The following is a 14519-nucleotide window of genomic DNA, read 5'->3' as shown; positions in this document are numbered from 1 at the left end:
TGGCTTCCATAAATCACTAAATGATTTATGGAAGCCAATTTTTTCCTATGAAGGACTATGACTTATGTCACGGCCTCTTTTTAATAAGATCAAGCAAGAGACAGTTAGAAAATCGTTTTATTGAGGCAATTTTCCTAAGTTCAGCTGCTAATCTTCTTTTTCAGTTTCTGTTTTACGTTCAGTTTCTTTCATTGCAGGATCTTCATAGGTAGCACCCGTTTGTGTTTTGCCAAGTTTTTCTAACATTCCTGGTTCGTGTTCAGCTTCTTGTTTCTTTTCTGCTGTCTCTTTTTCGACTGCTTTCATTGCAGGATCTTGATTGCGGTCACTAGCAGAAGCTTTCCCCAAGTTTTCAGTTAGTTCTTTCTTATCCATTTTAATCCACCTCTCTTTTAATTAAGTGTAGCATTGATCATTATCCCTTCAAAAGAAAACGCTTTTTATCGATTGGGGTTCTGGGGCTTGAAAAATTTCACTAAAAAGTGGAAAATAAGGTGATACTTGGAATTAGATAGGGTGAGCGTTTTGTCAAATGAAAGACCAATTGGATTTATTGACTCTGGCGTAGGCGGTTTGACTGTAGTTAAAGAAGCAATGCGCCAGTTGCCAAATGAAGAAATTTTATATCTTGGAGATACGGCACGTTGTCCATATGGACCGCGGCCAGCTGAACAAGTCATTGAGTTTACTTGGCAGATGACTCGTTTTTTATTGAAGAAAAATATCAAAATGCTTGTGATCGCTTGCAATACAGCGACCGCCGTAGCTTTAGAAGAAATCAAAAAAAATGTTGATATCCCCGTGATTGGTGTCATTCAACCCGGCTCACGAGCTGCATTGAAGGCAAGTAAAACTGGGCGCGTGGGTATCATCGGAACCTTAGGGACGATTAAGAGCGACTCCTATCGTCATGAATTACATGAGAAAGCACCAGACACATATGTGTCTAGTTTGGCTTGTCCAAAATTTGTGCCGATTGTTGAAAGCAATCAATACAATAGTTCTGTTGCGAAAAAAGTTGTTTCGCAAACGTTGCTGCCGCTCAAAAAAGAAAAATTAGATACACTGATCTTAGGCTGCACACATTATCCTTTGCTGCGCCCAGTCATTCAAAATGCGATTGGGCAGCAAGTGACCTTGATCGACTCCGGGGCAGAAACAGTCAGTGATGTCAGCGCGTTATTAGATTATTTTAATCTAAATAATTATGAACAAACAGCTAAAACTAAAACATTTTATACAACAGGATCACCAAAAATGTTTAAAGATATTGCTGGTGAATGGTTGAATATTACCGATTTAAATGTGGAACACATTGATTTAGGAGGAGAATAATTTTGCGACATGACGGAAGAGCCGTTCAACAAGTACGGCCAATAACAATCGAGACAAATGTTTTTAAACATCCTGAAGGATCAGTCGTTGTCTCTTTTGGCGACACAAAAGTGATCTGCTCAGCAACCATAGAAGATTCTGTACCACCGTTTTTACGCGGCAATGGGACCGGCTGGGTAACGGCAGAATATAGTATGCTGCCAAGAGCTACGAATACACGCAATCGACGTGAAAGTGCCAAAGGAAAACTAACAGGCCGAACAATGGAAATCCAACGCTTGATTGGCCGATCACTGCGCGCTGTGATCGACCTGAAAAAATTAGGCGAGCGTAGTATCATTGTAGATTGCGACGTGATTCAAGCTGATGGCGGAACTAGGACAGCGAGTATCACGGGAGGATTCGTTGCTTTGCGCTTGGCAATCAATAAATTATTGGCCAGCGGTGAATTAGCAGAAGATCCCATCAATGAACATCTAGCTGCAATCAGTGTGGGCATTTTGCCTGATGGAACCGTTGTTACGGATTTAGATTACTTGGAAGATTCTTCGGCGGCGGTTGATATGAATTTGGTGATGACTGAATCTGGCCGTTTTGTTGAGATACAAGGGACTGGTGAAGAAGCGACGTTTGATGATAACGAATTAAATGCGTTGATCTTGCATGGAAAGACCGGGATCGAAGAATTGATTGCTTATCAAAAAGAAGCGCTGTTTACAACGAGTGAAGTTGAAGAAAAAACGATCGTGATTGCAACACGTAATCCTGGAAAAGCTAGGGAGTTTGCAGCGTTATTTTCAAAAGAAGGGTATCGAACTAAAACGCTATTAGATTACCCTGATTTGCCAGATGTTGAAGAAACAGGGAAAACTTTTGAAGAAAATGCTCGGCTAAAAGCTGAAACAATCGCTCAAATTTTACAACAACCAGTTTTAGCAGATGATTCTGGTCTAGTCGTAGATGCGTTAAACGGGATGCCAGGTATTTTTTCGGCGCGCTTTGCAGGAGAAAGAAAAAGTGACGCAGCCAATAATGCGAAATTATTATATGAATTGACCGATGTTCCCGATGAGAAACGAACTGCTCATTTTCATTGTACGCTTGTTTTTGCGGCACCTAAAAAAGAGAGTCTCGTAGTTGAAGCGGATTGGGCTGGACAGATTGGTCGTATTCCACAAGGAGATAACGGTTTTGGTTATGATCCGTTGTTCATCGTACCTAGTTATGAGAAAACGGCTGCCGAGTTGACGAATGAAGAAAAAAATCTCATTAGTCATCGTGGGCTGGCAGTCAAAGAACTAGAAAAAGTTTGGAAAAATTGGCTGGAGGAAAATGAATGAAGTATTTAGTTGTTAGTGATAATCATGGTGATCGGAATATCTTAGTAGAAATCGTCAATCGTTATGTGGGGATGGTAGATCAGATGTTTCACTGCGGAGATTCAGAATTAGAAGCCAATGATGAATTGTGGAACCATTTTACGGTTGTCGCTGGAAACTGTGACTACGACCCTGATTATAAAGCAGAACAAATTGTTACAGTCGGAGATGATGTAATCTATCTAGTGCATGGTCATCGCTCGAATGTCCGTTTTGGCCTGACGATGCTTTCTATTCGTGCACAAGAAGTCGGGGCGACGATCGCCTTATTTGGACATATCCATCAAGCGGTAGCTGAATATGACAAGAATATTTTATTTGTGAATCCTGGAAGTATTTCTCAGCCTCGCGGTCCGGTACAAATTCCTAGTTATGCGATCATTGACAGCGAAAATGAAAAATATCACGTTCAATTTTATAATCGCGCTCATCAACCGATCGAAGAATTAGTGGCAGATTTTGAACGTTAGTTCCTAATTTTTATTAAATATTCGAGGAAACAGCGTTTTCTTTTTACTGATAAGGTAAAATAAGATGAGGATATTAGAATGGAGGCATCGTATGATTAGTCCCGCGATTGAACAATTAATGAGGGAGCATGAAGATACCATGATGATCCCAGCAGAAAATGTTGCAAATGTGATAAAGGAACATCCTTTAGAGCACGCGTTGCTGCTTTTATCTCAAGCCGGTTATTCAACAATTCCGGTTTTAGATAGAGAAGATCATTTTGTTGGTTTATTGAGCTTGAATGATATTGTGAAAAGAATGTTGGGGATCAATGGTATTGATACATCCAATTTAGAAGAGCTGACAGTAGCAGATGTTATGAAGACAGATGTGCCGGTGATGCGGTTAGATGCAGAGTTAGAAGATGTACTACACTTATTAGTAGATGCGGCTTTCTTGCCTGTGTTAGATAAAGATGGCGTATTCCGCGGTATTATGACACGCAGAGAGATCCTAAAAGCGGTGAATTATACGTTTCACACATTTGAACGAAAAAATCAAGAAACAAAATTGATCTTTCATGCAAATTCATCTAGATAACAAAAAGAGATCCTGATAGGGTCTCTTTTTTCTATGGAAAAGAGTGGGTGTCTAGCTCCTATTTACAACAAGCATAGTTAATTGACTTTAAAGCCACATCATGCTATTTTTAGCAAGTGTTTAAATAAGAATCATTACGATTAAGCTCGATTAAATAAAAAGAACAGGAGAGAATCAATGGCAAAAAAAGCAAAAATCATTAAAATGCAAAAGCAGCAAGCTTTGATCGAACGATATGCAGAGCAACGTGCTGCTTTAAAAGCTGCAGGAGATTATGAAAACTTAGCAAAATTACCGCGAGATTCAAATCCCAATCGTTTAAAACGCCGCGATCAAATCGATGGTCGGCCAAGAGGGTATATGCGAAAATTCGGGATGTCACGAATCAAGTTTCGGGAACTTGCACATAAAGGGCAAATTCCTGGAATAAAAAAAGCCAGTTGGTAAAAACTGACTCGACTGCAATAGTCATTTAAGAAATAAGTGAGCGCCAAAGACTAGATTAAAAATCTACTCTTTGGCGCTCGGTTTTTTTATGGCTTTTTTAAATCCATGTACTTATTTCCCAACTATAATCGGATTATTTGGGATAGTGAAGTTGTTTTCGTGCAAAATTTTTACATAAGCAGTCAAGAATTCCTCTTGCACTTTGTATTGCTTGCCGTTAGTTACGTATAAGATCGTCCGAATCGCATAGTTGCTATTTCCTAGATCGACCATCCCGAAAAGTGTCGGACCATCAAAAATTTCATCCTTGAAGTCCTCAGCAAGTCTTTGATTCGTTTCATCGATTAAACGACTGATTTTGTCATATCCTTCATCTGGTTGGATTCGAATATCTACTTTGACTTGCATATGCGCTCGGGAAAGATTACTGATAGTTGTGATGTTTCGATTAGGAATAAAATGAACTGTTCCATCCGTTGATTTCATTTGCAGCATTCGAATACCGACTGAAGTCACAGTTCCTTCGATTTGTAAGTTGGTCAGTCGAATATAATCGCCAACATCGATTTGCTGCTCCATAATAATGAAAAAACCAGTAATAATGTCATTAGTGAAACCTTGTGCACCTAAACCAATGGCGATCCCCGCAATTCCAGCCCCCGCTAAAAGCGAGCCTACTGGGATACCGATCGTATCCAAAATCGAATAAAGAAAGAAGAAGAACAAAGTGTAAGAAAAAATATTTAGTGATAACGTATGGATCGTCTCGATCCTCGTTGCATTGTCGGCCACTTTTTTCTTTTGCCGTTCAAAAGATTGATTGATCAAGAAACTTCCGATCTTGCGAATTAAGTAAAACAAAACTAAGACTGCTAAAAGTGTCAAGCCTTTTTGGATCATGATTGAAAAGACACGGTCCCAGTCGATCGACTGCCAATATTTTTGCCAAGCTGATAATTGTTCGGTTGCTTGATCGACTACATTTGTGTCACTGGAATCTACTGTTTGTGTTGTAAGTAAAAACATAAGCCGCTCCTATAGATTGATAGGGATAGTTTAACAATCTTTCTCATATCTGTCGACAAAAGACGTTAAAGTCATAATTTTCTTAAAATTGAAAAAATTCATGACAACGACGAAAGAAAGTGATAGACTATCTCTTAAATAAGAAGGAGATGATAAAATGGTGAATATAAAATGGGAAGAATTAGGATTTAATTATATCAAAACACCTTTCCGCTATATTTCTCATTGGAAAGATGGTCAATGGGATGAAGGGACATTGACAGAGGAGAACACAATCACCATTAATGAAGGCTCTACCTGTCTCCATTACGGTCAAGAATGTTTTGAAGGGTTGAAGGCTTACCGTCGCAAAGATGGAGGAATCAATTTATTTAGACCAGATGAAAACTCAAAACGTTTGAATAAAAGTGCAGAACGCTTACAAATGCCAGAAGTTCCAGAGGACAAATTTATTGATGCAATTAAGCAAGTCGTACGTGCGAATCAAGAATATGTACCTCCTTATGGGACAGGTGCGACCTTATATTTACGCCCATATTTAATTGGGGTCGGTCCTAATATCGGTGTCTCCCCAGCACCAGAATATTTATTCAGCGTCTTTTGTATGCCGGTTGGTCCATATTTCAAAGGCGGAATGATGCCAAGCAATTTTATTGTATCAGAGTATGACCGAGCAGCACCTTATGGCACGGGGGCGGCTAAGGTAGGTGGAAATTATGCGGCAAGTCTATTACCAGGACAAATGGCACATGACCGAAATTTTTCTGATTGTATTTATTTAGATCCGGCAACACATAAAAAAATTGAAGAAGTCGGTTCAGCAAACTTTTTCGGGATCACACATGACAATCAATTTATTACACCTAAGTCTCCATCGATCTTGCCAAGTATTACAAAATATTCGTTATTGCATTTAGCAAAAGAACGATTCGGTATGGAAGCAATCGAAGGGGATGTCTACTTAGAAGAGTTGGATAAATTTGCTGAAGCGGGGGCTTGCGGAACGGCTGCTGTCATTACACCGATTGCCGGGGTGCAAGTCAACGATGATTTTCATGTTTTCTACAGTGAAACCGAAACTGGTCCAGTCACCAAAAAACTATATGATGAACTCGTCGGGATTCAATTTGGGGATGTAACAGGACCTGAAGGCTGGATATTTGAAGTATAAGTGTTCATTTGAAAGTCGATTCATTTTTAAATCTGAAAAAAAGTCGCTCATGCCGAGCGACTTTTTTGTATTAAATCGATAAAAAAATCAGTTCAATGAAACTAACTTAAATGAACCCCTTTATCGACATAAATAATATCGCCGATGATACCAGTTGCTAGCGGACTAAGCAAGAAAGCACAAGAGTTTCCGACTTCTTCAATCGTCACGCCGACTTTATCCGGTGTGCGTTCTTCAGATAGATTCAACAGGGATTGATAATCTTTTACTCCCGTTACTGCTAAGGTTTTGATCGCTCCAGCAGAGATAGCATTCACTCGGATGTTTTGTGGTGCCAACTCAGTCGCTAAGTAACGAACTTCAGCTTCTAAAGCGGCCTTAGCGATCCCCATCATATTGTAGTTAGGAATCGAGCGTTCTGAACCCATGTACGTCATTGTCACAATGCTGCCGCCGTCAGTCATTAGCGGTGCTGCGTAGCGTGAGACGGCTAATAAAGAATACGCGCTGATGTCTTGAGCAAGTTGGAAACCGTCACGAGTGATCGCTGTTACGTTGCCAGATAATTCTTCTTTGTTGGCAAAAGCAATCGAGTGGACTAGTCCGTCGATTGAACCAAATGTTTCTTTAATAGAAGCAAAAGCGGCCGCTATTTTTTCATCGCTGGCTACATCGAGTTCTACCATTGAAGCATCCTCGCCAACTAATTTGATCAAGTTTTTTTTCATCCGATCGTTTTGATATGTGTAGATAATCTCGGCGCCTTGAGCAGTGATGGCTTTCGCACATCCCCAAGCAATGCTTTTTTTATTTGCTACGCCAGTTACGATAATTTTTTTTCCAGATAAAATAGACATTAATGACACACTCCTAAATAATATAAAATAATATGCTTTTATTATGTTGTAAAAAACTTTGATTGTCAAACTATTTTTTTATTATTATAATACATCTTGATTAAAACATTAGAATATGATAGTTTGATAATCAAATAAAATATTCATCGAGGTGCGAAATGAAAAAAATTATGAATGTCGAAGAAATAATGGCAACGATTCCCAATCGTTTTCCGATTTATTATTTAGATGCCGTCACTGAATTTGAGGATGAAAAACATATTACAGCAGTAAAAAATTTAACGATGAATGAAGATTTTTTCCAAGGGTATTTTCCGGAAGAACCGATGATGCCAGGAACGTTGATCGTAGAAGCACTTGCGCAGGCTGGTTCGTTGCTGATTCTGAAATCGGCGGCATTTGAAGGGAAGACCGCGTATATTGGCGGTATTAACGAAGCAAAATTTTTAGCCTTTGTGCGTCCGGGCGATACTTTATTTTTAAATTTTGATATTCAAAAAATCAAAGGACCTGTCGGAACAGCCAAAGCATGGGCAACAGTCGAAGGACAGGTTGTCACAGAATGCACGTTTACTTTTATTGTCGGAGATAAAGAGCAGAAAAAATAATTCAACAAAAAAGAATCAAAATCTCATTTGGGATTTTGACTCTTTTTTTGTTATTTCTTCGGTTCTTGCAATACTTTGATCTCAGTAACTTTGACTGGATCTGTCGGAGTAGATTTTTCACCGGAGCCGTTGTCTTTGACTTCGCCACTGGCGATTTGATCCACGATATCTAAGCCTTCTGTTACTTGACCAAAGACTGTATATTCGCCGTCAAGGTTAGGAGCGCCGCCATCTTTATAGCGTTCAATGATTTTTTCTGGGTAATACTGGATGGGCAAACCGTCACTGACATCGTCTTTGTTTGTCACAATGAAAAATTGGCTGCCGTTGCTGCTGCGAGAAGATGACCGGGCCATCGAAAGCGCACCACGAATGTTATAAAGTTGATTGGAGTCTTCTGTTTTAAAGCCCTTTTTCCAAATACTTTCCCCACCAGTACCGTCACCTTTAGGATCGCCTCCTTGAATCATAAATTCTTGGATCACGCGATGGAAGGTAGTATCGTTATAGTAACCGTCTTTTGCATGGGTCACGAAATTTTCGACTGCTTTTGGTGCTTGTTCAGGAAAAAGTTTGATTTTAATATTTCCTTTAGTTGTAACAAGTTCAACTAAATATTCATCATCAGTAACTTCGCCATTAAGTTGAGGAAGTTCCAATTTATTCAAATCTACACTAGATTCAGTTGTTTTGGTGCTACTTTCCTTCGTTTCTTGGGTTGAATTATCCCCGCTGCAGGCCGCGAATAATCCGAGCGCTACCATTAAGCTTGCGCCGATCATCAATTTTTTGTAATGCATAATAGTCTCCTTTTAAACTTATTGTCATCCTCATGATAACAAATTTTTAACAGTGTTCCTATGAAAAAAAATTGACTTTTTGTTTCGAGAACCTTGTTGAAGGGAAATTACGAGGGACAGGTATCGTCTAACTGATTTTAGCTAGTTTGTGATGGAATTCATTTCTGATTTGGAACATTTAGACGTTTGAGAAGACAAAAAAGAAGCTGTGACGAAAATCTCGTCACAACTTCTTTAAGATCGAGCTAGCTCTTACAAGTTAGCAAATTTTTCTAATAAACGAATCATTTGGCAAGTAAAACCGTATTCGTTGTCGTACCAAGCAACTGTTTTAACTAATTGATAGTCGCCAGCTGAAGTGACTTCAGTTTGAGTTGGATCAAAGATCGAACCTTGCGTTGTTCCGATAACGTCACCAGAAACGATTTCACGATCATCATAACCAAATGATGGGTTATCAACAGTATGTTTTTTAATTGCTTCGTTGACTTGATCGGCAGTGACTTTTGTTTTTAGGACTGAAACCAATTCAGTCAATGAACCGTCTACAACTGGAACACGTTGCGCATGACCTTGCAGCTTTCCTTTCAATTCTGGAATAACCAAGCCGATTGCTTTGGCTGCGCCAGTTGAATGTGGAATCGTATTGTCAGCAGCTGAACGTGCAGCACGTAAATTACCGCCTTTGACCGGTCCATCTAATAGCATTTGAGTTGAAGTATACGCATGAACGGTCGTCATCGTTCCAACTTCCACACCAAATTCTTTATTTAAGAAATAAGCCATTGGAGCCAGACAGTTTGTTGTACATGAACCAGCAGAAATAATCTTATCATTGGCATCCAAAGTATCATCATTGACGTTGTAAACGATCGTTTTCATTTGTCCAGCTGGAGCCGAGATCACGACCCGTTTAACGCCAGCATCTAAGTGCGCTTTTGCTTTTTCTTCTGATGTGTAAAAACCAGTACATTCAAGGACAATATCGACCCCATTTTCTTTAGCCCAAGGAATCTTGCTTGCATCTGGTTCAGCGTATACACGAGTTTTTTCGCCATCAACAACGATTGAATCTTCTGTTGCAGTAACGGTGCCGGGATAGGTGCCATGTGTTGAATCAAATTGCAATAATTGTGCCAACATTGTCGGACTAGTCAAGTCATTGATTGCTACTACTTCAATATCGTCAGAGACTTCTTTAATCCGACGGAAAGCTAAACGACCAATACGTCCAAATCCGTTAATACCTACTTTTACTGTCATAACCAAAAGTTCCTCCTTTTTTTATATCAGGCAAAGCTTAACGCCTTACATTTTTAATTGTGCAACGCTTCAATTTTTTTGTCAAAAGATATTACCTGAGAAACGATTATCATAAAGTAAGCGCACATCTAACAAATTTTTTTTAAGCTTCTATCAATAAGAATGGACTTTTTTGATTAATCTAGCTACAATATATGAGACTTTGTTTAGTGTGGAGATTCAGTAGTCAATAGAACAAAGAGATAAGGAGGACACCAAGATGTCCATGTTTTTAGATCAAGTAACGATCGATGTCAAAGCTGGTAAAGGTGGAGACGGGATGGTAGCCTTTCGTCGTGAAAAGTATGTACCAGACGGCGGACCAGCTGGAGGTGACGGCGGACGCGGCGGCGATGTTGTTTTAGTAGTCGATGAAGGATTACGTACATTGATGGATTTTCGCTACAATCGTCATTTTAGAGCTACTCCAGGTGAAAACGGAATGAGCAAAGGAATGCACGGACGCGGCGCTGAAGATACTTATGTCAGCGTTCCTCCAGGTACGACTGTTCGCGATGCCGATACGGGCACTTTGATCGGGGATTTAATTGAAAATGGTCAAGAGCTAGTCGTGGCTCATGGCGGACGTGGCGGACGTGGCAATACACGTTTTGCCTCACCAAGAAACCCAGCACCTGAATTAGCCGAAAATGGGGAGCCGGGTCAAGAACGTAATATTGAATTGGAATTAAAAGTTTTAGCAGATGTTGGTTTAGTCGGTTTTCCATCTGTTGGGAAGTCAACGATTCTTTCAGTGATTTCTTCAGCCCGTCCTAAAATCGGGGCATACCACTTTACTACATTAGTTCCTAACTTAGGAATGGTAACAACAAGCGATGGTCGGAGCTTTGCAGCAGCTGACCTGCCTGGTTTGATCGAAGGAGCGTCTCAAGGTGTCGGTTTAGGTACTCAATTTTTGCGACACATCGAACGCACACGGGTTATTCTTCACGTGATCGATATGAGCGGAATGGAAGGACGCGATCCTTACGAAGATTACCAAGCGATCAATAAAGAATTGGGTTCGCATAACTTGCGGTTATTAGAACGTCCACAGATCATCGTGGCCAACAAAATGGATATGCCAAATGCCGAGGAGAATTTGAAAAAATTCAAAGAAGCATTGAAAAAAGATAAGGAAGACGAGTTTGCTGACGATATTCCGGTTTTTGCGATCTCAGCAATCACAAAACAAGGATTGGACAATCTATTGAATGCAGCTGCGGACTTATTAGATGTAACGCCGGAATTCTTATTATACGATGAAGAAATCGAAGAAGACACAGTCAACTACGGCTTCCAATCAAACGAACCAGAATTTACGATTACTCGAGAACCTGATGCTACTTGGGTACTTGGCGGAGAAAAATTAGAGAAACTTTTCAAAATGACAAATTTCGATCACGACGAAACGGTTATGCGCTTTGCGCGTCAACTTCGTTCCATGGGAGTCGATGAAGCGTTACGCGCTCGCGGGGCCAAAGACGGCGATCTTGTTCGAATCGATAAGTTTGAATTTGAATTTGTTGACTAAAAATAATTGATTTAATGAGGCTGTGACAATTTTTTGTCATAGCTTCTTTTTTTATACTAAAAATGACTATCCAATTATTAATTTTTTTTAATAAAAAAGTTTTTGCTCCATTTTTTTAAGTGGTAATAGATGCTGAAAATACAATGTTATTTTATTATTGGCAGCAGCTATTTTTAGTGTTGAACTGCGGTTAGTTAAATGTTCAATTTTTAAATCCGCAAACTTATTTTAGAAGTTTAAAAAAGAATCGAGCGAAAAATAATCAAAATAACGTAAATAAATATATTTTGTTAATGAAAAGCTCCTTGGAGATTATATATGTTATATGTCTTAAATCCACCCAAATAATTGATGAAATGTTTTTTTAAAATGATAATTAGGTTTTTTTAGTTGGGAAAAGTTTTTTTAATCCAATAAATTCAACAATATTTTTAATCGTATTTACTAAAAAAATAAGCTTTTTGGTAGCGTCAGAGATGATCTCAGTGTAAACTTACATTATATTAAGGAATGAATATATTGTTAATTAATAAAACTTTCCAAGATTACTAGTTGGAAATTTATTTTTAATAATAAAAAGGGGAATAATTTGATGCAAGTATTGATTTTGACACATAATATTTTAGTTGAGCGACCACTGGTCGAAAAATTACAACGTTTAAATATTGAAGTTTTGAGTTCTGAGAAAATACTAACGATGCTCCAAGCAAAACAAGTACCATTGGAAGTGATGAGCTTTTTCAATGTTTTGATCGCAAGCGAAACAATCTCTGACCAAGAATTGACGGTTATTTTGGAAGAGGTCGGTGAAAAATTCACGATTCTTCGTCAAACAGATCAAATGCCTTCAAAAGAAGAAAAAACAGAGTGGGAAGCACGCGGCGTAGATGAATGGCTGCTTGAAGAGGAGTCGCTTAGCGGATTACGGGAAAAATTAGCTGAACGAACATTAAGGGAATCCGGTTATTCAATCAGTTTTGGAATGACCCAAAAAGTTGAAAACGTGCAAGAAAAACGTCCTATTCCATTATGGAACCTTACGCGATCTGAACGTGAGATGTTGAGTACATTGATCTCAACTAAAGACGCACCAATCAGTCGGAATGATTTAGCGATAAAAATCTGGGGTGACAGCGATTCGGCGAGCCATATGACACGTTTATCCACGATCATCAAACATTTACGGAACAAATTGAAAATCGACGGCGTTGAATATGATGTCATTCGCACAAATTGGGGCGAAGGGTATCAGTTATCCAAAGTTTTCTTTGATCACTATGTTGTAGATGATCGAATTATGGAAGAAATAAAAACCGGGAATTAATTCCCGGTTTTTATCGTATATTTTATTGATTGAATTACTAAACTCGTTCTGTTTTCAAAAACAGCTATTTATTGCTACACTAAGGTTAATAGAAAAGGGGAGTGGATTTCAATGGAAAAACGTGTGATAATTATGAACTTTGATGTGGAATCAAAAGCCTATGAAGCATTTTCAAAGGCAAAGCGCTTGCATCTAAGTAAAGCTTTCAAAGGTGAACAAATGGCTGTCGTTCATCATTCGAATGACGGGGAGCATAAATTTGAAATTGAAGACTTCTTAGATTTTACCGGCAGCAATAAAAGTTCAGCTGGCGGTTTGATTGGTATGTTAGTCGGGATTCTTGGAGGACCGATTGGTATCTTGTTAGGCTGGTTTACCGGCGGTATGATCGGCGCAACACAAGACGCAAAAGAAGTTCGCCAGGCGACCGGTGTTTTTGAGTTCTTAATCGATAAAATCGGCGAAGGGGATACCGCACTGTTGTTGATTGCAGAAGAAGAAGACAATCGGCCATTGAATCAGCTGATCATGATGGAGTTAGGCGGAGAAATCACGCGTCTTGACTATGAAGAAGTAGAAGCTGACGTGAAGAAGACTCAAGAAATCGCAAAATCTTCTCAAGAAGCAAATGAGGACGATTCAAAAGAGGAATAAAATTTTCTTTATTTAGATTGCACTAAACAAGACTTTCTTCTAGAATAATATTAATTTGATAGAAAGTCAGGAGAATTATGGAATTAGAATTTTTAGGAACGGGTGCAGGTGTACCGGCAAAACATCGAAACGTCAGCGGTCTCGCACTAAAATTGTTAGACGAACGCAATGCAATTTGGCTGTTTGATTGCGGCGAAGGGACTCAGATGCAGATTTTACGAACAACGATCAGACCACGTAAAATTGAGAAAATCTTTATCTCTCATTTACACGGCGATCATATCTTCGGTTTGCCCGGCCTATTAAGCAGTCGTTCGTTTCAAGGCGGCGAAGAGCCGGTCGAAATATATGGCCCTGTCGGACTAGAAGACTATGTGCGAACGTCACTGCAAGTGACTAAAACGCGATTAGCCTACTCGTTGAAGTTTATTGAATTGAGCGAAGGTGTCATCTTTAAAGATAAACAATTTATAGTTGAATGCATGTTGTTGGATCATGGCATCGCTAGTTATGGATTTCGAGTAAGTGAGGCAGATCATGAGGGGATGCTGCAAGTAGATAAATTAGCTACATTAGACATCCCCGCTGGACCCATCTATGGGAAAATAAAACAAGGGCAAAAAGTTACGCTGTCAGATGGACGAGTGATCGACGGAAAAGACTTTGTGGGTTCCAGTAAAAAGGGCCGAATAGTAACGATTTTCGGCGATACTCGCTTTATGGAAAAATCTAGTCAATTTGCAAAAGACAGCGATGTGATCGTCCATGAAAGTACTTTTAATAAAGATGAAGCGAAACTAGCCCGGGCGTATTTCCACTCTACAACGCAGCAAGCCGCACTCATCGCTAAAAAAGCTCAGGCAAAAAAATTAATGTTAACACATATCTCTGCAAGATATTTGGCAAAAGAAGCGAAAGAATTAGAAGAAGAAGCCAAAGAGATATTTCCGAATACACAAATCGCCAAAGATTTTGATAGTATCGATATTCCATTTTCATAAAAAAGATACGTCTTATAGAAAGAGGGAGATT

At 39.2% G+C, this 14519-nt stretch carries 16 protein-coding genes; 11 read left to right on the top strand and 5 right to left on the bottom strand.

What is annotated here, in order from left to right; genetic code table 11:
* Window positions 1-147 precede the first annotated feature (147 nt).
* The gene (locus tag FFM68_RS07060; protein WP_137618705.1) at window positions 148-375 is read right to left on the bottom strand and encodes a hypothetical protein; all 228 of its coding nucleotides are present in this window, start codon (window positions 373-375) and stop codon (window positions 148-150) included.
* Between the two features lie 150 nt (window positions 376-525).
* Here FFM68_RS07060 and racE point away from each other — a divergent pair, with 150 nt between their 5' ends.
* From racE to rpsN, 5 genes are all read left to right on the top strand, one after another.
* Window positions 526-1335 (top strand): glutamate racemase, encoded by an 810-nt coding sequence (racE, locus tag FFM68_RS07055; protein WP_137618704.1) that lies wholly within the window; start codon window positions 526-528, stop codon window positions 1333-1335.
* Between the two features lie 2 nt (window positions 1336-1337).
* Entirely contained in the window at window positions 1338-2675 is a 1338-nt protein-coding gene (rph, locus tag FFM68_RS07050; RefSeq protein ID WP_167483468.1) for a ribonuclease PH, read from the top strand.
* Window positions 2672-3184: a metallophosphoesterase gene (locus tag FFM68_RS07045; RefSeq protein WP_137618702.1), complete on the top strand. Its 513-nt coding sequence runs from the start codon at window positions 2672-2674 to the stop codon at window positions 3182-3184. The genes rph and FFM68_RS07045 overlap by 4 nt, the downstream gene beginning before the upstream one ends.
* 91 nt (window positions 3185-3275) lie before the next feature.
* Window positions 3276-3764, top strand: a complete 489-nt coding sequence (cbpB, locus tag FFM68_RS07040) for a cyclic-di-AMP-binding protein CbpB (RefSeq protein ID WP_137618701.1) — start codon at window positions 3276-3278, stop codon at window positions 3762-3764.
* Window positions 3765-3941: 177 nt separating this feature from the next.
* A complete protein-coding gene (gene rpsN, locus FFM68_RS07035; RefSeq protein ID WP_137618700.1) occupies window positions 3942-4211 on the top strand; it encodes a 30S ribosomal protein S14 in 270 nt (89 codons plus the stop codon).
* 111 nt (window positions 4212-4322) lie between these two features.
* Here rpsN and FFM68_RS07030 read toward each other — a convergent pair whose 3' ends face one another.
* Complete coding sequence (locus FFM68_RS07030) at window positions 4323-5237, bottom strand: mechanosensitive ion channel family protein (RefSeq protein WP_137618699.1); 915 nt, start codon at window positions 5235-5237, stop codon at window positions 4323-4325.
* Between the two features lie 157 nt (window positions 5238-5394).
* Between FFM68_RS07030 and FFM68_RS07025 the strand changes: the two genes are divergently transcribed.
* Window positions 5395-6408 (top strand): branched-chain amino acid aminotransferase, encoded by a 1014-nt coding sequence (locus tag FFM68_RS07025; protein ID WP_137618698.1) that lies wholly within the window; start codon window positions 5395-5397, stop codon window positions 6406-6408.
* A 101-nt stretch (window positions 6409-6509) separates the two neighbouring features.
* On the opposite strand, the gene fabI is transcribed toward FFM68_RS07025, so the two are convergent.
* On the bottom strand, window positions 6510-7265 hold the full coding sequence (gene fabI / locus FFM68_RS07020; protein ID WP_137618697.1) for an enoyl-ACP reductase FabI: 756 nt from the start codon (window positions 7263-7265) through the stop codon (window positions 6510-6512).
* A gap of 158 nt (window positions 7266-7423) precedes the next feature.
* On the opposite strand from fabI, the gene fabZ reads away from it, so the two are divergent.
* A complete protein-coding gene (gene fabZ / locus FFM68_RS07015; RefSeq protein ID WP_137618696.1) occupies window positions 7424-7873 on the top strand; it encodes a 3-hydroxyacyl-ACP dehydratase FabZ in 450 nt (149 codons plus the stop codon).
* Window positions 7874-7923: 50 nt separating this feature from the next.
* On the opposite strand, the gene FFM68_RS07010 is transcribed toward fabZ, so the two are convergent.
* Together FFM68_RS07010 and gap are read right to left on the bottom strand one after the other, a co-directional pair.
* Window positions 7924-8673, bottom strand: coding sequence for a peptidylprolyl isomerase (locus FFM68_RS07010; RefSeq protein WP_137618695.1), 750 nt, complete (start codon window positions 8671-8673; stop codon window positions 7924-7926).
* A gap of 252 nt (window positions 8674-8925) precedes the next feature.
* Window positions 8926-9936: a type I glyceraldehyde-3-phosphate dehydrogenase gene (gene gap, locus FFM68_RS07005; RefSeq protein ID WP_137618694.1), complete on the bottom strand. Its 1011-nt coding sequence runs from the start codon at window positions 9934-9936 to the stop codon at window positions 8926-8928.
* Between the two features lie 259 nt (window positions 9937-10195).
* On the opposite strand from gap, the gene obgE reads away from it, so the two are divergent.
* From obgE to rnz, 4 genes are all read left to right on the top strand, one after another.
* Window positions 10196-11509 carry a GTPase ObgE gene (gene obgE / locus FFM68_RS07000; protein WP_137618693.1) on the top strand — a complete coding sequence of 438 codons (1314 nt, stop codon included), beginning with the start codon at window positions 10196-10198 and terminating at the stop codon, window positions 11507-11509.
* A gap of 592 nt (window positions 11510-12101) precedes the next feature.
* On the top strand, window positions 12102-12833 hold the full coding sequence (locus FFM68_RS06995; RefSeq protein WP_137618692.1) for a winged helix-turn-helix domain-containing protein: 732 nt from the start codon (window positions 12102-12104) through the stop codon (window positions 12831-12833).
* Window positions 12834-12944: 111 nt separating this feature from the next.
* On the top strand, window positions 12945-13487 hold the full coding sequence (locus FFM68_RS06990) for a DUF456 domain-containing protein (protein WP_137618691.1): 543 nt from the start codon (window positions 12945-12947) through the stop codon (window positions 13485-13487).
* Between the two features lie 77 nt (window positions 13488-13564).
* Window positions 13565-14488: a ribonuclease Z gene (gene rnz, locus FFM68_RS06985; protein ID WP_137618690.1), complete on the top strand. Its 924-nt coding sequence runs from the start codon at window positions 13565-13567 to the stop codon at window positions 14486-14488.
* The last annotated feature ends 31 nt before the right edge of the window (window positions 14489-14519 follow it).

This window comes from Enterococcus xiangfangensis (genome assembly GCF_005405365.1).
Classification (GTDB): domain Bacteria; phylum Bacillota; class Bacilli; order Lactobacillales; family Enterococcaceae; genus Enterococcus_A; species Enterococcus_A xiangfangensis.
This window is presented reverse-complemented; position numbering and strand designations above follow the sequence as displayed.